Below are 18,491 nucleotides of genomic sequence, written 5' to 3' on the forward strand. Positions count from 1 at the left end.
CCGGCATGACCGTGAAGCCATGCCGGATTAAATTTAGAATTTCAATGCGTTAGCGATATCTTCTTCGCTTTCTTCTTGGTCAATAACGTTCTGCGCTTTGTTGGCTACCACCACGAACGGCAGGTAAACCAGCGTTGCGATACCGAGGTTGAACAGCGCGACCAGCAGAGCAGCGACACTACCGTTGGTGTTAAAGAACGCGCCCAAACCGGTTGGCATGGTCCACGGTGCAATGTTGGTAATCGGTGGAATAATGCCTGAGTAATAAGCTGCCAGCGTAATCGCCGCCAGAATCGGCTGAACCAGGATGAACGGGATAAACATCACCGGGTTCATGATGATCGGCAGACCGAACAGGATGGGTTCGTTAATCTGGAACAGACCTGATGGCAGTGCCAGTTTAGCAACCTGACGATAGTCAGGACGACGCGATGCCAGGAAGATAGCGATAATCAGACCCAGCGTTGCCCCGCTACCTCCAAGGAAAATATAGGAGTCGAGCATCGGTTTCGCCCAGACGTGGAACGTCTTACCGGCTTCCAGCGCGGCATCTACGGAACCAAACTGTTGGTAGATAGAGATGTTTTCCAGCGCCCATGGCGTCATGATACCGCTGTCCAGCGCAGTCAGCGCCAGTGAACCGTGAATACCAAAGAACCACAGCAGCGGAACAAAAATCACGTAGGCCCAGCCCACCACGCTGCCCAACGACGCCAGCGGAGTTGAAATGGAATCCATAATGATCTGGTGGAAGTTCGTACCCCAGGTGTTCAATGCCCAGGCGATGATCCCCATAATGGAGAGGATAAGGAAGCCAGGAATCAGCGCAGAGAAAGAGCGCGATACAGATGTCGGTACGCTATCAGGTAATTTAATGACCCAATTGCGACGAACCACAAAGGTGAACATTTCCGCGACCGCGAGGCCGATAATGATACCGGAAATAATATTGGCACCGCCGAGCCAGTTCGCACCAACGGCATAGGCTTCACCCACGCTATAAGGCGTTACGGTCATAAACGCGGCGACAGATAACAGCCCGGCAGCCAGTGAGTCGACTTTACGTTCTTCTGCCAGCGCCATGCCGATAAAGAACGGTGCCATCAATGACATGATACCCAGCGTACCGTTATAGACGTTTCCACCAATGCCTTTCAAGCTATTCAGCGTTTCAATAGTTGAAGCATCAAGTCGAATGCCCATTGAATAAAAAAACGACCCCTCCCCAAAGCTCAGGAAAACGTTATTGATTAATACAAACATGGCCCCTGCGAGGGTTAACGGCATTAAACGAATAAAACCGTTCTTGATTGCATTAACGTGTGGCTGCTTTCCAATTTTTACAGCAAAAGGAAGGAGTACCTTTTCAAGTGAAGCAATAGCGTTACTCATAGAAAAATACCCTTAAATACCGCAATTAAAAATTGCGGTGAATGTTAATGAAATAACTCTTTGACGGGAAAAATTAAAATAAAATAATTAATTTGCTGCGGCTTTTTTAATTGCTGCAACAGCAGCCTTAAGCACGCCTAAACCATCGACTTTGCCATACAGCAGCGAGTCAATCACTTCCACAGGCTTGTTGGGTAACAAACGCTGAATTTCGGGCAACATATAAGCAATTTGTGGACCTAATAACACGACATCGGCCGTTGGACCTTTTTCTCCGGCCAGCGTTTCAGGAAACGCTTCAATAATAACCGGCACTTCGTATTTTTCGGCCTGAGCACGCATCTTCGAAACCAACAATGAAGTCGACATGCCCGCAGAACAAAACAGATAAATGTGTTTCTTTTCCATTAAAACGATCCTCATATGCGATTATCTGTCAACCAGACACTCCGCAAGCCATAACCTGCATCCATGCTCTGGGTAACTTGCGTCAGCTAAATTACTTTTTTAGGTGGCTGAAATGAGTATACGGGATTGCACCAGTGGATGGTATTTCCTTGACCAACTAAATTGTCTCTCCTTGACCTGTCGTTATGACCCCCCTCACATTTCGGGCAAATAATTCGCGGCAATAAATAAGATCGTTCGGCACAAAAAAACCGGCACGATGGCCGGTTCGTCTGAATGCTCAGGCAATAAGCAGTTGTTACTTCTTCGCCGCCTGCGGGTCGGTGTCGTACTCTGCGCAGGTCTGGTAACCGGAGTTAATCACATGTCCGGTGTCATCTAAAGCAACAAAATAGGTTTCAGCTTTACCATCTCGTTGACCCAGGATGTAGGTCTGGCATGTCCCTCGCGCATGAATCATGCTGACTTCAGAAGAAGGTTTACCGGCAATCTGCGCCACCTGCGCCCGGCTCATCCCTTTCTTCACATCTTTCACCACGGGCTGAACAAATTGGTCTTTGGTACGATCGTAAGCCGTACACCCTGCCAGCATAGTCAAAACAGCCGCTGCACTCAGAATTCCTGTTAGGTTCTTGTTCATATTCCGTCCTCTTGTATTTCAGCGTGTTATATAAGCCTGGAGCACAACAACGCATTTTTCAAGCAATCAGATGATACTTAGGCAGTTTCGGAAAATTCTATTAAAACAAAATGATGCTCGCATCCCTTGTCGTTTGGGCCTCAACGCGATAATTTTAACACATCATTTTTTTGATCATTTCATTTTCCATAGGGGGTTAAATGACTCTGCAGCAAGAGATAATCCAGGCGCTTGGCGCAAAACCGCACATCAATGCAGAAGAAGAAATTCGCCGCAGCGTGGATTTCCTTAAATCTTATCTGCAGACCTACCCCTTTCTGAAATCACTGGTATTAGGGATTAGCGGCGGGCAGGACTCAACGCTCGTGGGAAAACTATGCCAGATGGCTATTTCCGAGCTTCGCGAAGAAACGGGGAATGACGCGCTGCAGTTTATTGCCGTACGTCTGCCATATGGCGTTCAGGCTGATGAACAGGACTGTCAGGATGCCATCGCCTTTATCCAACCGGACCGCGTACTCACCGTCAATATTAAGGGTGCGGTACTGGCCAGTGAACAGGCCCTGCGTGAAGCGGGTATTGAACTGAGCGATTTTGTCCGTGGCAATGAAAAAGCCCGTGAACGTATGAAGGCTCAGTACAGTATCGCCGGCATGACCAGCGGCGTTGTCGTGGGAACCGATCATGCAGCAGAAGCCATCACCGGATTTTTCACCAAATACGGCGATGGCGGTACTGACATTAACCCTATTTTCCGTTTGAACAAGCGTCAGGGTAAGCAACTGCTTGCCGCGCTGGGTTGCCCGGAACATTTATATAAGAAAGCACCAACCGCCGATCTCGAAGACGATCGTCCTTCTCTGCCGGATGAAGCCGCATTAGGCGTCACCTATGACAACATCGACGATTATCTGGAAGGAAAAACGCTGGCTGCCGACGTCGTGAAAAAAATTGAAGGCTGGTATCTGAAGACCGAGCACAAACGTCGCACACCGATTACGGTGTTTGATGACTTCTGGAAAAAAGCGTAATTCTTTTAGTCACATATTGCCGGATAGCACTGAGATCACCGCTGTCCGGTCCCTTTTCCTGATCTGATGCCGCTTTTTTAATCGGTTCCAAACTGCTACACTGGATGAATAACCAGCATCCGGAGTGAGAAGTGGTACGGCGTCAATCAGCCCCGCGCCTGACATTTGAGGCAGCGGCAATCTATGAATATCCTGAGCACCTGCGTCCATTTTTGAGTGCGCTTCCCGCCGTGCCAGGCGTCTATCTGTTTCACAGTGAAAGCGACACTATGCCGCTCTATATTGGTAAAAGCGTCAATATTCGCAGCCGCGTGATGGCACATCTGCGTACCGCAAACGAAGCAGCAATGCTGCGTCAGGCCAAACGCATTAGCTGGATTTGTACCGCGGGAGAAATTGGTGCCCTGCTGCTGGAAGCGCGATTGATCAAAGAACAACAGCCGTTGTTTAATAAACGACTGCGGCGCAATCGTCAGCTTTGCGCCTTGCAGCTTACCGACCGAACTGTTCAGGTTGTCTACGCACGAGATATTGATTTCTCCCATGCCCCCAATCTGTTTGGCCTGTTTGCCAATCGTCGCGCAGCGCTACAAGCGTTGCAAAGCCTCGCGGATGAACAGCAGCTGTGCTACGGCCTGTTGGGGCTGGAACCCCTGAGTCGCGGGCGCGCCTGTTTTCGCTCCGCGCTTAAGCGATGCGCCGGAGCGTGCTGCGGGAAAGAGAGTCATGAAGCCCATCATTTGCGTCTGTTAGAGGCGCTGGAAAGAGTGAGAGTGATTTGCTGGCCATGGAGCAATGCCATTGCGCTGCAGGAAACCCGCGCTGAAATGACACAGTACCATATCATCAACAACTGGCTGTGGTTGGGAGCCGTTTCAACGCTGGATGAAGCGGCTACCCTGGCGCGTATGCCGGCCGGCTTTGACCATGATGGCTACAAAATTCTCTGTCGGCCTGTTCTGTCTGGTCAATATGACATTATTGAACTGCGTCCGGAGAATGGCCCGGCATCCAGTTAATCTCGCTGAACAGCAGTTTTCCCTCGCGCTCCAGCAGTCGTAAGGTGTGTTTACCGTCGTGCCAGCTTGCACCCTGATCGGCAGTCAGTAGCTTATCGCCCAGTTGCCAGGCACCGCTGATAACAAATACCACGCCGCCGCGCGAACCAAAAGTCGTAAACGTACGGTCGGCAACTCTGACTTTCGCCTGGCAGACATCCCGTCGGGTCATGATATTGAAATCCATCGACATCTGCCCTTCTGTCAGCTTCGCTTTTACCACCTTGTCACCGGCAAAGGTAAAAGGCTGATGCTGTTTCAGAGTATGTGTGAAGGTGTTTGACTCTTCCAGGGTCACTTCTCCACCTTCCAGTAGAGTAATCACGCGTTCTACGCCGGGAAAGAGAGAAAACTCTCCGTTGGCTGCAATGGAGGCGATACTCGCCCGCCAGTGAAAATCTCGTGTTGCTGGCGGAAAACAGCAAATCTCACGGGTTTCTCCCGCACCATTTCGCCACAGATTGACCGGCATTTTGCGGATATCAAAGTATTCCATCATCCCTCCAGAAAGACGCAGCACGGCAACCCGCCGTAAACAGGCAGCCATAAATCATCATTGGTATGTTCACCCTGCAGATTATTGTTATCGGCAGCAGAGTTGATTTGCCTTAGCGATGAACCCGGTGTTTTGCAAAAAAGAATAACGCGCTGATCCAGGTAGAATTTTCACGGGCTTCAGGAGAATAGCGTGTCGTGTGTCCGGTGCAATAGGCAGGAAAGAAAAAACCGCCGATCCTGCCCACATCGTTAAACGTGTTGTGGACAAGAGCGGCGGTCTTGAGTTTGGTTTCACGCTGTGCGGCAATCAGTGCAACACAGCATGAATGATTTAGTGTAGACGCTGATCGATTACTCGGCAGCTTGTGGCATTTTACCTTTCTGCGCTGCACGTTCTGTCAGACGCTTCTCAAAATTGGCATTAAACTGCTTTTTCTGTTCCGGGGTCAGAATGTTGTAAATCTTGTTCTGAGTTTCCATATGCGCCAACATGTTGGCTTTGCGCTGTTCTTCCATCTTCGCAATCTGCGCTTCGGCTTTCGCTTTATCGAAACTGTCGCTGGCAATAATGTCGTGCATCGCGCGACGCTCTTCCAGCGGCGGACGTTTCATCTGGTCGCGTTGACCTTTCATGATCTCGCGAATCTGCTGTTTCTGAGCATCGGTCAGGTTCAGGTCTTTGAACATCATGTCGTGATGCGGGGCGAATTTACCGTTGTGGTGCATCATCGGTTTGGCATCAGCTGGCGCAGCTGTTGTCGTGTCAGCGGCGTGAGCCAGGTTGGCAGCACCCAGGGCCAGAGTAGAGGCAACAAACAGAGCAGTCAGTTTACGCATAATTTCTATCCTTTCTTTCAGTTATTTTTACGACACTCATGCGACTCTTATGCAATGTGATGTCGTGTTGACGAGATTAACTTTACCGGCTTAAGCGTCAATTAATCAGAGCAACGGTAAAACAGTGAAAGTATAAAAAACAAATTTTCATCAATTATGAAGAAAAAAAGAATAAATTGCGCAGAGTTGCAATAAAAAATTACAACAGGATGATTTTGAAAGGATTATGAAGAACTATACCTGAACCCTGCTTATTAAGAAAGCAATTCACCAGGAATAATCCGTAATAAATAAAAACAGCACGCAAAAATAAGCCCTGAAGGATAAACCTGCAAGGCATATATATTTATCACATTTTTTGGAGCATCAGCCCGGCACGTAAACCACAGGCCACGTTGGGATTCGGAAAGAGAACGTATTCAACATCATGGGTGACAATAAAACGTTCATCACCGTCCTGCGCCAGCAAGGTTCCCTCTTTAAAAGGGGTAAAGTTGAGCGTCTGGTTATCCATATGAAGAATGAAATCGTCGCTACGTCGCGTGATTTGCGACACTACGCGGTAGCGCAGCGGAGATGTTTCTCCCGTCGATACTCGCTCGCCTCGCAGCAACTGCGCCAGTGCGTCTGCCGTTTGCGCAAACTGGGACAGATCGTTTTGTCCAAACGGCAGCGCTTTACCGAGTTCCAGCGTACAGGCCAGTGCGCCAAAATGTTCCCCGCTAAAATGGGTGAACGTGCCGCCAGGCGTCTGATGAAAGACCAGCGCCTCCAGTCCCGCATATCCCAGCCATTCAAGAAAACCCTCATCCCAGGCAACGTTGCGTTGTGGCAACACGCCAAAGCGCAGATGCTGTGAACCGCGAATCGCGGTGTGTAGATCCAGATGCCAGCGTGCTGGCTCTTTCGCCCGCGAATAAAAATCCTCCAGACACAGCTCAAGCTCATGGGCTCGGCGCGTTTCTTCACTCGCGGTAAAAATCTGCCACCGGCCGCCAAACATACGATTCAGGTCGCTATGACAATACCGTTTTCCCGCAGCAAGCGCCTGCGGGTTTCCCAGAATCACCAGTAGCCGCCATGTTAGTGCCAGCTCGCCGCTAAATAACCGGGACAACAATGAGTCGAGTATCTCTACCGGCGCGGTTTCATTGCCATGGATCCCCGCAGACAGCACCAGAGAATGTTCAACGGGTGCAAGCGGCGTCAATTCCAGAATTCCGTGACCGATCCACTGCCAGTCAAAACCATGAATGGTTCCTTGCGTTTTCTCTGGAGTGGCGCCTGCGAGCGTGATAGCCAGAAAGTTATCCATGGCGCATCCCCTCCAACTGGAAAGGATACACAGAGCCGAGTTTAAGCAATTGCGTCAGCGTATCCAGCGCTTCACGCCCCTCGCGCAACAGCTGTGGGTCGGCAAGGTCGGCAGCGGTAAGACGATCGCGATAGTAACGGTCAACCCAGTTATTCAACGTGTTAAACAGCATATCGTTCATGATAACCGCCGGATTCACCGCCTGCTGTTCCTGCAAGGTGAGCACCACTCTCAGGCGCAAGCATGCCGGACCGCCGCCGTTGGACATACTTTCACGCAGATCGAATACCCGCAGGTCATCGATCGGATTGTCTTCCTCGACAAGACGGTTCAGATACCGCCACACGCCAGTATGCTCCCGGCACTCCTGCGGCAGGACCAGCATCATCGAACCGTCGTCACGACTCAGCAACTGACTGTTAAACAGATAGGTAGTCACCGCATCCTGCACCGAAACTTCCGCAGTCGGGACTTCCAGCGGGGTAAAACCTGCCACCTGACTACGCAACTGCTCTAATAACGCCTGCTGTCTAACAAACGCCTGCTGATGACAAAACAACACCTGGCGATTCGACACCGCAATCACATCGTTATGAAACACACCAAGATCGATGACATCCGGGTTTTGCTGAGCAAAAATACACTGATGCGGGTTAACCTGATTCAGTCGTGCGACCGCCTCACTGGCCTCACGGGATTGCCTTGCCGGATAGCGCTTCGGCTGGGATGCATTGCCTTCTTCACGACCGTAAATAAATAGCTGTACACCGGGATCGCCGTAATCTCCACCGAGGCGGTTATGGTTTGCCGCCCCTTCATCACCGAAAAGCGCAACCTGGGGTAACGCACCGTGGACAGCAAAACTATTCTCATCACGGAAAATCGCCCGTAGCAACGCTTCGGTAGTAGGCGCTTCCAGCGAACGGTGGAACTTATTATTCAGATTCGCCACCGTCAGATGCACTTTCCCGTCCAGCGAATCTGCTGAAGGGCAAACCGTTGCCGCATTCGCTACCCACATAGGCGATGCGGAGCTGGCACTGGAGAGCCAGTGAGGTGCCTGACGCGCCACTTTCTCCAGCACCTGTTCGTCACTGCCGCTAAAACCCAACTGACGCAGAACCGGAATAAAAGGCCGCTCGTGGGGGGGGATCACCGCCTGAGGAAAACCCGCATCCGCCAACGCTTTCATCTTTAGCAGACCTTGCTTCGCCGCCAGACGCGGGTTCGACACCTGAAATCGATGTTTGGTTGAGGCCTCATTACCAAATGACAATCCTGCATAGTGGTGAGTCAATCCCACCAGACCATCAAAATTTACCTCACGGGCTTTCATAGATTATCCTCGCGAGAAAAATCCAGCCCGGGGCTAAGCGCCGTTGGCAGCGTTAAGGCCGGTGATTCCAGACTTGCCATCGGCCAGGCGCAATAATCTGCGGCATACCACGCGCTGGCGCGATGGTTCCCGGAAGCGCCAACGCCGCCAAACGGTGCGGTACTCGCAGCGCCGGTTAACGGCTTATTCCAGTTGACGATCCCTGCTCGTGCCTCCAGCAGTAGCTGTTCAAACTGGCCGCGATCGGGCGAAACTAACCCACACGACAGTCCAAAGCGGGTGTTGTTCGCCACACGAATCGCCTCATCAAAACTGTCATAACGCCATACGCCAAGCAGCGGCCCAAAAACCTCTTCATCAGGTACGTTCGCCGCCCCGGTCAGTTCAATGATTCCAGGGGTCAGCAGTGACGTTCCCGCTTTCACCAGACGTGGCGCCAACAGCGTACGTCCCCCCAACGACGCCAGACGCTGCCAGGCATCATAGACATGCTGCGCGGCCTGTTCGGAAATCAGTCCGCCCATAAACGGCTGCGGTTCCGCATCCCAGTTGCCGGGCATTAAACGCTGACTAACCTCCACCAGACGCGTCAGGAACGCATCACCCTGTACGCCTTTTTTTACCAGCAGGCGGCGGGCACAGGTACAGCGCTGTCCGGCGGTGACAAATGCGGACTGAATGGTCAGATGTACCGCGGCATCAATATCCTCCGGATTCTCAATAATCAGCGGGTTATTACCCCCCATCTCGAGGGCGAGGATTTTTTCCGGTTGACCGGATAACTGCCGATGCAACTGATAACCGGTATTGGCACTGCCGGTAAACAGCAGACCATCGAGGTCTTCCAGCGCACTCAGCGCCTGCCCTGTTTCACGTCCGCCCTGCACCAGGTTCAGCACGCCCGGCGGCAATCCCGCCTGTTCCCACAGCTTTGTTACTGCTTCACCGGTCCACGGCGTCAACTCGCTGGGTTTGAAAATCAACGTATTGCCTGCCAGTAATGCCGGAACAATATGGCCATTGGGTAAATGACCAGGGAAGTTATACGGACCAAAAACCGCCAGCACGCCGTGTGGGCGATGGCGCAACGTTGCCGCGCCATCCGGTAGTTCGCTGTGCTGCTCTCCGGTACGGGCATGGTAAGATTTGACGGAGATGGCGATTTTATTGATCATCGCCGTCAGTTCAGTCGCGGCTTCCCAGCGTGGTTTGCCGGTTTCCCTGGCGATAATCTGGGTTAGCTCGGACTTATTGCTTTCCAGCAATGAAGCAAACTTTTCAACAATCGCCTGGCGTTCACTGAAGGGCTGTTTAGCCCAACCGGCAAAAGCTGCACGCGCAGCCTGGCACGCTTGCGTCACCTGCGTGGCATCGGCATCATTGCCGTGCCACAGCACATCACCACCTACTGGGTTGGTTTTCACCCGACGCTCGCCCAGTCCCGTCACCCAGTCACCGTTTATCCATAGTGTCATGCTGTTTTCTCCTCTGCACAAAGACGCACAAAACGTACATGGTCGCCCGCGTGGCATTTCAGGGCATCCAGTTGTGCCGCCGTCAGTACCAGACGTTGGGTATCCGGGTCTGCGCGAACCAGCATGACGCGGAAGTTTTGATAGTTTTCATTGGCAACCAGACAGGCCGGATAATCGCCGGTTGCTGGCTGACCTTCCGCCACTTCCACCAGCCTGCTTTTACGAATCGCCCGCACCCGGTCAATATCGCATTCCAGCGTCGGCCCGCCGTCGAAAATATCGACATAGTTGCGATAGCGAAAGCCCTCTTTCTCCAGCACCGCCCGCGCGGGCGCCGTTTGCGGATGAACCTGACCAATCACGCTTTGTGCTTCATCAGACAGGAAATCGGTGTAAATAGGATGCTTGGGCATTAATTCAGCAATAAACGCTTTTTGCCCTGTTCCGCAGAGAAAATCCGCCCGGCTGAATTCCATTGAAAAAAAACGTTTGCCGAGGCTTTGCCAAAACGGCGAGTAACCGTGTTCATCGATCACGCCGCGCATCTCAGCCACGACCTTCTCATTAAACTTGTCACGAAACGCGGCCATAAACATAAAGCGCGATTTTGACAACAAATAGCCGTTGCCTTCTTTTCGCCAGTCCGGATCGAGAAACAGCGTACAAAGCTCGCTGCTACCCGTGTGATCGTTACTCAGAAACAGCGTCGGCAGCGCGTTATACACATTCAGCTCTTTCGAGGCGTGGACCAGTGTGCCGACCCGATAGTTGTACCAGGGATCGTTAAGTCCTACCGCCACCTCAATGGCGCAAATCCCGGCCACAGTTCCGCTGGCGCTGTCTTCCAGCACAAACACATATCCCTGTTCACTTTTGGGCAACTCACCGCGCCAGGTTTGTAGCGAACGTTCGATACGCGCCATTAGCGTCGCTTCATTCGCCGGTAGCGAGGTCAATCCGCCGCCGGTCTTACCGGCAAGCTGCATCAACGCGGTGATATCAGCACGTTCAATGGGACGAATCACCATCATGATGAACCTCCTGCTTTAATGCGTTCGCAGGCCAGCGCAAAGCGATCCAGTCCGGTGGCAACTTCTTCTTCGCTGACATTGAGCGCTGGCGCAAAACGCACCACGTTAGCGCCAGCAATCAGTACCATCACCCCGGCAACAGCCGCTTCTTGCGAGATGAGTTTCGCTTTCCCGGCAAATTCCGCGTTCAGCACGCAGCCGATCAGCAGCCCGAGTCCTCGAATTTCACTAAACAGTCCAAAACGTTCGTTAATGGCGTTAATACGCTCCACAAACCAGTCGTGGCGCTGTTTTACTCCGTTGAGAACTTCCGGCGTGTTAACAATTTCCAGCAGTTTACCCGCCACCGCCGTCGCCAGCGGGTTGCCGCCGTACGTTGTACCGTGCGTACCCACCGTCATCACACTGGCGCAATGCTCTGTCGCCAGCAGTGCGCCGATGGGGAAACCACCGCCCAGCGCTTTAGCTGTCGTCAGCAGGTCCGGCGTAACGCCGTAATGCATATAGGCATACAGCTCGCCAGTACGGCCAACCCCGGTCTGAACCTCATCAAAAATCAGCAGCGCATTATGGCGATCGCATAATTCACGCAACCCCTGCAAAAACGCGTTTGTTGCCGGCACCACGCCGCCTTCGCCCTGGACAGGCTCGACGATGACCGCACAGGTCGTGTCATCAATCAGTTGGCTGGCAGAATCGAGATCGTTATACACGGCATGGCGGATATCCGGCGGCAGCGGCGCGAAATCCTGCGAATAGGCGGGCTGACCACCGGCGCTGACGGTAAACAGCGTGCGGCCATGGAAGGCATTTTTAAACGCCACAATCCCGCTCTTCTGGCTGCCAAAACGATCGTGGGCATATTTACGCGCCAGTTTTAGTGCCGCTTCGTTGGCTTCTGCGCCGGAGTTACAGAAGAAAATGCGCTCGGCGAAGGTGGCGTCAATCAGCTTTTTCGCCAGACGCAATACCGGCTCGTTGGTGTAGCCATTTCCGGTATGCCAGAATTTGCTCGCCTGGTCGTTTAATGCCTCGCGCAATGCCGGATGGGCGTGACCCAGCGCGTTAACCGCAATGCCTCCCGCGAAATCGATATACTCTTTACCCTGCTGATCCCACAGACGTGAACCTTCACCCCGCACCGGAATAAAAGGGGCCGGAGCGTATACAGGCATCATCCATTCATCAAAATTTTCACGCGTAATTGACAGAGACATAGCGACCTCAACGGTAAATAAAAGGTTATTTATATGTTAATAAATATAGTGTTTGCGGTGTAAATGTAGATTGCAGGGTTCGTGCCAGCCAGCGAAAAAAGTGCATAAACGGAGGTCGAGGACGGAATATCAACAGGTTACAACGTGACGATATTCACTATACGTGCATATAAAGTGAATATGTTTGCGCATCAGGTGACTAAACAGAGGAAAAAACGCAGTTTTATTCAGTCGCCAAATATAATTCTGGAATTGTGATCGTATACGAAATTTTTCGGAAATTATTGCTCCATTCCGGCGCGCTTCGCGCCAAAACGGTGCAGTTTTTGCTCCATCGTTAACACCATTAGCAATCATTGTTGGAATCAGGTGACAAGAAGCAGTCAGTCTGCAGAAATTCTGCTACCATCCTTGCACTATTCATCTTGCAAAGTGGCAGTGACTATGAAATTTGTCTCTTTTAATATCAACGGCCTGCGTGCCCGTCCCCATCAACTGGCAGCCATTGTCGAAAAACATCAACCGGATGTTATTGGCTTACAGGAGACAAAAGTCCACGACGATATGTTCCCTCTCGAAGAGGTAGCAAAGCTCGGTTACAACGTCTTTTATCACGGCCAGAAAGGCCATTACGGCGTCGCGTTGTTAACGAAAGAAACGCCAATTGCGGTACGTCGTGGCTTCCCGGGCGATGACGAAGAAGCGCAGCGTCGTATTATCATGGCAGAGATTCCGTCCCCTCTGGGCAGCATCACTGTGATCAACGGCTATTTCCCGCAGGGCGAAAGCCGCGACCATGAAGCTAAATTCCCGGCCAAAGCCGCGTTTTACCAGAACCTGCAAAACTATCTTGAGACAGAGTTGAAGCGCGACAATCCGGTATTGATCATGGGCGATATGAATATTAGCCCAACCGATCTCGATATCGGCATTGGCGAAGAGAACCGTAAACGCTGGCTGCGTACCGGAAAATGTTCCTTCCTGCCGGAGGAGCGTGAGTGGATGGAACGCCTGCTGGGCTGGGGTCTGGTGGATACCTACCGTCACGCAAATCCTGAAAAGAATGACCAGTTCTCGTGGTTTGATTACCGCTCAAAAGGCTTTGACGATAACCGTGGCCTGCGTATCGATCTGCTGCTGGCGAGCAACCCATTGGCGGAACGCTGCGAAGAAACCGGCATCGACTATGAAATTCGCAGTATGGAAAAACCGTCCGACCATGCGCCGGTATGGGCTAAATTCCGCGTCTGACCTTCTATGTTTTTTTACTCTCCGGGCCCGGCCTGGAGAGTCTGTTATTCTGTGCAAAATCAATAAAGCGACGGTAATACATTGTTGCGGCCGGGAATTTATTATATCTTCGCGCGCACTTTTCGCTGACGAAAATGCTCCATTGCACTCGGTTTTACAGGAGAACCCCCATGAAAAAGAAGTTCGCATAAAGCAGAATACCGGCTGCTGATTGTCGCGGTCCTGTTCTGCGTTCTGGCGGGAGTTTTCCATCATTATGGTCTGACCGACCTGATAACCAATTTCCATCATTTACAAGACGTCATCCGCCAAAGCGGTATGTTCGGCTATACGCTTTATATCCTGCTGTTTATTGTTGCTGCGCTGTGTCTGATCCCCGGCAGCATCCTGGTGATCGTCGGCGGTGTGCTGTTTGGCCCCGTGGCAGGGACGCTTATCTCGTTAGTGGCAGCAACCGTGGCCTCGGCGCTGTCGTTTTTGCTGGCTCGCTGGCTTGGACGGGATCTGCTCCTGAAATACGTTGGGCATACGACAATGTTTCAGACTATCGAAAAAGGCATTGCCCATAGCGGAGTTGACTTTCTGATTCTCACCCGGCTCGTGCCGCTGTTCCCTTATAATATTCAAAATTACGCCTATGGGCTGACGGCCATTCCGTTCTGGTCATTTACCGTGATATCTGCGGCAACCACTTTACCAGGCATTTTTATTTATACGCTGATGTCGCACGAACTGGCCAGCGAAGGAATTAGCTGGGCATTTATCGGTAAACTCAGCGTGGCGGGGCTGGCGTTATTCGCCCTCGTGCAGGCAACCAAAGCCTGGGCCCGTTATAAGCATGTCGATCCATCAGTTCCTCACGAGTGCGCAGATAAATGATAAAACGACGCATCCATTACTACCGCGCCGGAGTGATAATCCTGCTGCTGCTCGCGCTGATGGCGTGGGCGTGGATACCTGGCGTGAGCGATTTTCTCCACAGCAGCCTGGCGGCATTTGCCACGCTCGATCAGCATGCAATTGAGAATTTTATTCGTTCTTACGGAACTCAGGCGGCGGTCGTTTCATTCTTCCTGATGATCTTGCAGGCCATCGTCGCCCCGCTTCCCGCTTTTGTGATCACCTTTGCCAACGCCTCGCTGTTTGGTGCATTTTGGGGCGGCATATTGTCCTGGTGCAGCGCAATGGCAGGCGCGGCGCTGTGCTTTTTTATTGCCCGCGTTTTAGGCCGTGGCGCGGTGGAGAAACTGACCGGAAAAACGGTGTTGAACAACATGGACGCTTTTTTCGAGCGCTATGGCAAGCACACCATTCTGGTCTGTCGCCTGTTACCTTTTGTACCGTTCGATCCGGTAAGCTACGCAGCAGGCCTGACCTCGATTCGGTTTCGCCATTTTTTCATCGCCACCGGCATCGGTCAGTTACCCGCCACTATCGTCTATTCATGGGCGGGTAGCCTGTTAACCGGCGGTACATTTTGGTTTGTAACCGGCCTGTTCATCCTGTTCGCTCTGAGCATAATAATTTCAGTGGCGAGAAGCCTTTATCTTGAACATCAGCGAAAAAAAACCTGAGACTTCCCCCATTTTTAGCCATGGAGATACTATGCGTTACTGCTTATTGTGCCTGAGTTTAATGCTCTGTCCGCTGGCGACGTTTGCCCAGGACGACGGCTGGCAACAAATCAAAAATGATGCCCGCGGTCAGACGGTGTGGTTCAACGCCTGGGGTGGCGACAATGCAGTTAACCAGTATCTCGATTGGGTTAGCGGCGAGATGAAAACGCACTATGCAATTAACCTGAAAATCGTACGTCTCGCAGATGCCGCCGACGCGGTAAAACGTATCCAGACAGAAGCAGCATCCGGGCGAAAAACCGGGGGTTCTGTCGATTTATTGTGGGTTAACGGCGAAAACTTCCGCACCCTGAAAGAAGCCGGGCTTCTGCAAACTCAGTGGGCGCAAACGCTGCCTAACTGGCGCTATGTTGATACCCAGAAACCGGTGACCGAAGATTTCTCCGTTCCAACGGAGGGGGCTGAATCACCGTGGGGCGGTGCCCAACTCACCTTTATTGCCCGGCGCGATCTCACCGCACAGCCGCCGCAATCTCCGCAGGCACTGCTTGAATTTGCGCAGGCGCACCCTGGCACGGTGACCTATCCGCGCCCGCCAGACTTTACCGGCACGGCGTTTCTGGAGCAGTTGTTAATTTCGCTCACCACCAAACCACAAGCATTGAAAGTTGCGCCAGATGCAGCGACATTCGCCGACGTTACCGCGCCATTGTGGCATTATCTTGATACCTTGCACCCTGTACTTTGGCGTGAAGGCAAAGATTTTCCGCCCACGCCAGCACGAATGGATGTACTGCTCAATAGCGGCACCCTGCGTTTGTCATTGACCTTTAACCCAGCCCACGCGCAGCAAAAAGTAGCCAGCGGCGAATTGCCTAAAAGCAGCTACAGTTTTGGTTTCTCACAGGGCATGCTCGGCAACGTGCACTTTGTTGCCATTCCGGCGAATGCCCGCGCCAGTGCCGCAGCAAAAGTCGTGGCAAACTTCCTGCTTTCGCCCGAAGCACAACTGCGTAAAGCCGACTCAACTGTCTGGGGAGATCCTTCGGTGCTTGATCCACAAAAATTACCTGTCGAACAGCGTGATGCGCTGCTGGCACGGATCCCACAAGGACTCCCTGCCGTTCTGCCGGAACCGCATGCTGCCTGGGTAAACGCTCTGGAACAAGAATGGCTACGCCGCTACGGTACGCATTAATTTTGCTACTCTGGGCCATCATGGCGGCAGTTTATCTGCCGTTGGTGCCAGCGGCTTTCTCTCTGATAGCGCCAGCCCTTAGCCTACCCCATTGGCTGGCTCTCTTTGCCGACCCTCAACTTCCGCAGGCGTTACTGGCGACACTTGTTTCCACAGGACTGGCTGCCGGCGGCGCGCTAATCATCGCGCTGCTGGCGATCCTCGCTTTATGGCCCGGTGCAGGCTGGGCGCGACTAAGCACCCGTCTTCCGTGGCTGCTGGCGATCCCGCATGTTGCCTTCGCCACCAGCGTGCTGTTGGTTTTTGCCGAAGGCGGTAAAATCTGGCAATGGCTACCGTTCCTCAGCCCACAACCAGACCGTTACGGCATTGGGCTTGGCGTGACGCTGGCGGTGAAAGAGAGCGCTTTTTTGTTATGGATCCTCTCGGCTCTACTGAGTGAAAAACAACTTTCGCAGCAGGTTATCGTGCTGGATTCGCTGGGTTACAGCCGACTGCAATGCCTGAACTGGCTGGTACTGCCCGCTATCGGCCCGGCATTAGGCAAAGCTATGCTGGCGATTGTTGCCTGGTCACTCTCCGTTGTGGATGTGGCAATCGTCCTCGGCCCCGGAAATCCGCCAACACTGGCCGTATTGAGCTGGCAATGGCTCAGTCAGGGCGATGTCGAACAGCAGGCGAAAGGCGCACTCGCCAGCCTGTTGCTGGTGCTGTTACTCCTCATTATCGCGCTGGTGAGTTATCTGTTGTGGCGCGCCTGGCGACGTACTATCCCGGCAGTAAATGGTGAACGCCTGCATTTTTCACCTATAACAATCGCACGCCCGCTGGTACAGATCTTGCCCGTCAGCGGTGTGGTATGCGCGCTTGTACTGGCGCTTATCGCCAGCTATTCCTCACTAAACCACGAGGCGCTCAGCAATAGCCTGCAGCTAGGGCTCCTTTCCAGCGTGTTAGCGCTACTGATACTTTTTGTCTGGCTGGAATGGGGTCCACAAACCGGGCACCGCTGGGTCTGGCTACCGCTCATTTTGCCTGCGCTACCACTGGTAACCGGACAATATCTGCTGGCGTTATATGCCGGACAGGATGGACTGATGACGACCATTATCTGGGGCCACCTGCTGTGGGTGATGCCCTGGATGCTATTTGTGCTTAAACCGGCCTGGCAGCGCATTGACCCGCGATTAATTTTGATTGCACAAACGCTGGGCTGGTCGCAGGGGCGGATATTCTGGCTGGTGAAATGCCCGCAGCTGGTGCGTCCGGCATTGATTGCCTTCGCAGTTGGCTTCTCGGTCAGTATCGCCCAGTATATGCCGACGCTATGGCTAGGTGCCGGACGCTATTCCACGCTGACCACCGAAGCGGTGGCATTAAGCAGCGGCGGTAGCAGCGAGATTCTGGCAACACAAGCGTTGTGGCAGCTTCTTCTACCACTGCTCGTTTTCGCACTCGCAGCCTTTCTCGCCGCGTGGATTGGCCGCTTTCGACAAGGACTCCGCTAATGCTCATTGTGCATAACGTTTCGTTGTACCAGGGTGCGACTGCGCTGTTGAAGAACGTTACCTTTCAGGTTGATAAAAGTGACATTGTCACGATTATGGGTTCTTCCGGCAGCGGAAAGTCCTCGTTGTTTTCGTGGATGGTCGGGGCGTTGTCGCCTCAGTTTCAGGCATCAGGCGAGCTGTGGCTCAACGAACGACGCGTTGACTCGCTGCCTACGGCGCAGCGCCAGATTGGCATTCTGTTCCAGGATGCGTTGTTGTTTGACCATTTCAGCGTTGGGCAGAATTTACTGCTGGCCCTACCTGCCAGCCTGCAGGGTTCCGCCAGACGACATGCGGTGGAAAGTGCTCTCGCGCGCGCTGACCTGACCGATTTTTATTCGCGCGATCCGGCGTCGCTCTCCGGCGGACAACGCTCGCGTGTCGCCCTGCTCCGCGCGCTACTGGCTCAGCCCCAGGCACTGTTACTTGATGAACCCTTTAGTCGGCTGGATGCGTCGCTACGCGACACCTTTCGCCAATGGGTCTTCACCGAGGTGCGTAAGTTGGGGATCCCGGTGGTACAGGTGACCCATGACGCGCAGGACGTTCCACCAGCAGGCCGCGTACTTCAGATGGAAAACTGGGCGTGAATGTGGCGATATGCTGCGTTAACGCAAGGTTTTTACTTAACCGGCGGCACAGAATGTCGTCCTCTTTTTTTCAACGTCGGGCTATTC

The 18,491-nt window shown here is 52.7% G+C and carries 18 protein-coding genes; 8 read left to right on the top strand and 10 right to left on the bottom strand.

Annotated features, from left to right (window positions below; genetic code table 11):
* Window positions 1-33: 33 nt before the first annotated feature.
* From chbC to osmE, 3 genes are all read right to left on the bottom strand, one after another.
* Window positions 34-1,392, bottom strand: a complete 1,359-nt coding sequence (gene chbC, locus SK39_RS01545; protein WP_003030619.1) for a PTS N,N'-diacetylchitobiose transporter subunit IIC — start codon at window positions 1,390-1,392, stop codon at window positions 34-36.
* Window positions 1,393-1,479: 87 nt separating this feature from the next.
* Window positions 1,480-1,800, bottom strand: a complete 321-nt coding sequence (gene chbB / locus SK39_RS01550) for a PTS N,N'-diacetylchitobiose transporter subunit IIB (RefSeq protein WP_003840900.1) — start codon at window positions 1,798-1,800, stop codon at window positions 1,480-1,482.
* Between the two features lie 298 nt (window positions 1,801-2,098).
* Window positions 2,099-2,440: an osmotically-inducible lipoprotein OsmE gene (gene osmE, locus SK39_RS01555; protein ID WP_003030621.1), complete on the bottom strand. Its 342-nt coding sequence runs from the start codon at window positions 2,438-2,440 to the stop codon at window positions 2,099-2,101.
* Between the two features lie 200 nt (window positions 2,441-2,640).
* Between osmE and nadE the strand changes: the two genes are divergently transcribed.
* A complete protein-coding gene (nadE, locus tag SK39_RS01560; RefSeq protein ID WP_016150123.1) occupies window positions 2,641-3,471 on the top strand; it encodes an ammonia-dependent NAD(+) synthetase in 831 nt (276 codons plus the stop codon).
* A gap of 131 nt (window positions 3,472-3,602) precedes the next feature.
* Window positions 3,603-4,490 carry an excinuclease Cho gene (gene cho / locus SK39_RS01565; RefSeq protein ID WP_003030624.1) on the top strand — a complete coding sequence of 296 codons (888 nt, stop codon included), beginning with the start codon at window positions 3,603-3,605 and terminating at the stop codon, window positions 4,488-4,490.
* Here the strand turns inward: cho and ves are convergent.
* The 7 genes from ves to astC form a co-directional block, all read right to left on the bottom strand.
* Window positions 4,450-5,025 (bottom strand): environmental stress-induced protein Ves, encoded by a 576-nt coding sequence (ves, locus tag SK39_RS01570; RefSeq protein ID WP_003030626.1) that lies wholly within the window; start codon window positions 5,023-5,025, stop codon window positions 4,450-4,452. The two genes, cho and ves, sit on opposite strands and share 41 nt — an antisense overlap.
* Before the next feature lie 353 nt (window positions 5,026-5,378).
* Window positions 5,379-5,864, bottom strand: coding sequence for an ATP-independent periplasmic protein-refolding chaperone Spy (gene spy, locus SK39_RS01575; RefSeq protein ID WP_003030629.1), 486 nt, complete (start codon window positions 5,862-5,864; stop codon window positions 5,379-5,381).
* Window positions 5,865-6,213: 349 nt separating this feature from the next.
* A complete protein-coding gene (gene astE / locus SK39_RS01580; RefSeq protein ID WP_048216532.1) occupies window positions 6,214-7,179 on the bottom strand; it encodes a succinylglutamate desuccinylase in 966 nt (321 codons plus the stop codon).
* Complete coding sequence (astB, locus tag SK39_RS01585) at window positions 7,172-8,515, bottom strand: N-succinylarginine dihydrolase (protein ID WP_048216533.1); 1,344 nt, start codon at window positions 8,513-8,515, stop codon at window positions 7,172-7,174. The genes astE and astB overlap by 8 nt, the downstream gene beginning before the upstream one ends.
* Window positions 8,512-9,990 carry a succinylglutamate-semialdehyde dehydrogenase gene (astD, locus tag SK39_RS01590; protein WP_048216534.1) on the bottom strand — a complete coding sequence of 493 codons (1,479 nt, stop codon included), beginning with the start codon at window positions 9,988-9,990 and terminating at the stop codon, window positions 8,512-8,514. The genes astB and astD overlap by 4 nt, the downstream gene beginning before the upstream one ends.
* Complete coding sequence (astA, locus tag SK39_RS01595) at window positions 9,987-11,021, bottom strand: arginine N-succinyltransferase (RefSeq protein ID WP_003030637.1); 1,035 nt, start codon at window positions 11,019-11,021, stop codon at window positions 9,987-9,989. The genes astD and astA overlap by 4 nt, the downstream gene beginning before the upstream one ends.
* Window positions 11,018-12,238 (bottom strand): succinylornithine/acetylornithine transaminase, encoded by a 1,221-nt coding sequence (astC, locus tag SK39_RS01600; protein ID WP_003840894.1) that lies wholly within the window; start codon window positions 12,236-12,238, stop codon window positions 11,018-11,020. Before astC ends, astA begins: the two co-directional genes overlap by 4 nt.
* A gap of 444 nt (window positions 12,239-12,682) precedes the next feature.
* Here astC and xthA point away from each other — a divergent pair, with 444 nt between their 5' ends.
* The 6 genes from xthA (at window position 12,683) to SK39_RS01630 (ending at window position 18,404) form a co-directional block, all read left to right on the top strand.
* Window positions 12,683-13,489 (top strand): exodeoxyribonuclease III, encoded by an 807-nt coding sequence (gene xthA / locus SK39_RS01605; protein ID WP_048216535.1) that lies wholly within the window; start codon window positions 12,683-12,685, stop codon window positions 13,487-13,489.
* A 222-nt stretch (window positions 13,490-13,711) separates the two neighbouring features.
* The gene (locus SK39_RS01610; protein ID WP_171279036.1) at window positions 13,712-14,368 is read left to right on the top strand and encodes a TVP38/TMEM64 family protein; all 657 of its coding nucleotides are present in this window, start codon (window positions 13,712-13,714) and stop codon (window positions 14,366-14,368) included.
* The gene (locus SK39_RS01615; protein ID WP_032936109.1) at window positions 14,365-15,063 is read left to right on the top strand and encodes a TVP38/TMEM64 family protein; all 699 of its coding nucleotides are present in this window, start codon (window positions 14,365-14,367) and stop codon (window positions 15,061-15,063) included. The genes SK39_RS01610 and SK39_RS01615 overlap by 4 nt, the downstream gene beginning before the upstream one ends.
* A 31-nt stretch (window positions 15,064-15,094) precedes the next feature.
* Window positions 15,095-16,264 (top strand): ABC transporter substrate-binding protein, encoded by a 1,170-nt coding sequence (locus SK39_RS01620; protein ID WP_032936111.1) that lies wholly within the window; start codon window positions 15,095-15,097, stop codon window positions 16,262-16,264.
* Entirely contained in the window at window positions 16,237-17,772 is a 1,536-nt protein-coding gene (locus SK39_RS01625; RefSeq protein ID WP_032936113.1) for an ABC transporter permease family protein, read from the top strand. Before SK39_RS01620 ends, SK39_RS01625 begins: the two co-directional genes overlap by 28 nt.
* Window positions 17,772-18,404, top strand: coding sequence for an ATP-binding cassette domain-containing protein (locus tag SK39_RS01630; RefSeq protein ID WP_032936114.1), 633 nt, complete (start codon window positions 17,772-17,774; stop codon window positions 18,402-18,404). Before SK39_RS01625 ends, SK39_RS01630 begins: the two co-directional genes overlap by 1 nt.
* Window positions 18,405-18,491: the final 87 nt, after the last annotated feature.

The organism is Citrobacter sp. BIDMC107 (genome assembly GCF_001037575.1).
GTDB lineage: Bacteria > Pseudomonadota > Gammaproteobacteria > Enterobacterales > Enterobacteriaceae > Citrobacter > Citrobacter freundii.

Excerpts from the sequence above, each read along its gene's own strand:
- chbC (WP_003030619.1), bottom strand. The coding sequence starts at position 1,392 with ATGAGTAACGCTATTGCTTCACTTGAAAAGGTACTCCTTCCTTTTGCT.
- chbB (WP_003840900.1), bottom strand. The coding sequence starts at position 1,800 with ATGGAAAAGAAACACATTTATCTGTTTTGTTCTGCGGGCATGTCGACT.
- osmE (WP_003030621.1), bottom strand. The coding sequence starts at position 2,440 with ATGAACAAGAACCTAACAGGAATTCTGAGTGCAGCGGCTGTTTTGACT.
- nadE (WP_016150123.1), top strand. The coding sequence starts at position 2,641 with ATGACTCTGCAGCAAGAGATAATCCAGGCGCTTGGCGCAAAACCGCAC.
- ves (WP_003030626.1), bottom strand. The coding sequence starts at position 5,025 with ATGGAATACTTTGATATCCGCAAAATGCCGGTCAATCTGTGGCGAAAT.
- spy (WP_003030629.1), bottom strand. The coding sequence starts at position 5,864 with ATGCGTAAACTGACTGCTCTGTTTGTTGCCTCTACTCTGGCCCTGGGT.
- astE (WP_048216532.1), bottom strand. The coding sequence starts at position 7,179 with ATGGATAACTTTCTGGCTATCACGCTCGCAGGCGCCACTCCAGAGAAA.
- astB (WP_048216533.1), bottom strand. The coding sequence starts at position 8,515 with ATGAAAGCCCGTGAGGTAAATTTTGATGGTCTGGTGGGATTGACTCAC.
- astD (WP_048216534.1), bottom strand. The coding sequence starts at position 9,990 with ATGACACTATGGATAAACGGTGACTGGGTGACGGGACTGGGCGAGCGT.
- astA (WP_003030637.1), bottom strand. The coding sequence starts at position 11,021 with ATGATGGTGATTCGTCCCATTGAACGTGCTGATATCACCGCGTTGATG.
- astC (WP_003840894.1), bottom strand. The coding sequence starts at position 12,238 with ATGTCTCTGTCAATTACGCGTGAAAATTTTGATGAATGGATGATGCCT.
- xthA (WP_048216535.1), top strand. The coding sequence starts at position 12,683 with ATGAAATTTGTCTCTTTTAATATCAACGGCCTGCGTGCCCGTCCCCAT.
- SK39_RS01615 (WP_032936109.1), top strand. The coding sequence starts at position 14,365 with ATGATAAAACGACGCATCCATTACTACCGCGCCGGAGTGATAATCCTG.
- SK39_RS01620 (WP_032936111.1), top strand. The coding sequence starts at position 15,095 with ATGCGTTACTGCTTATTGTGCCTGAGTTTAATGCTCTGTCCGCTGGCG.
- SK39_RS01625 (WP_032936113.1), top strand. The coding sequence starts at position 16,237 with ATGGCTACGCCGCTACGGTACGCATTAATTTTGCTACTCTGGGCCATC.
- SK39_RS01630 (WP_032936114.1), top strand. The coding sequence starts at position 17,772 with ATGCTCATTGTGCATAACGTTTCGTTGTACCAGGGTGCGACTGCGCTG.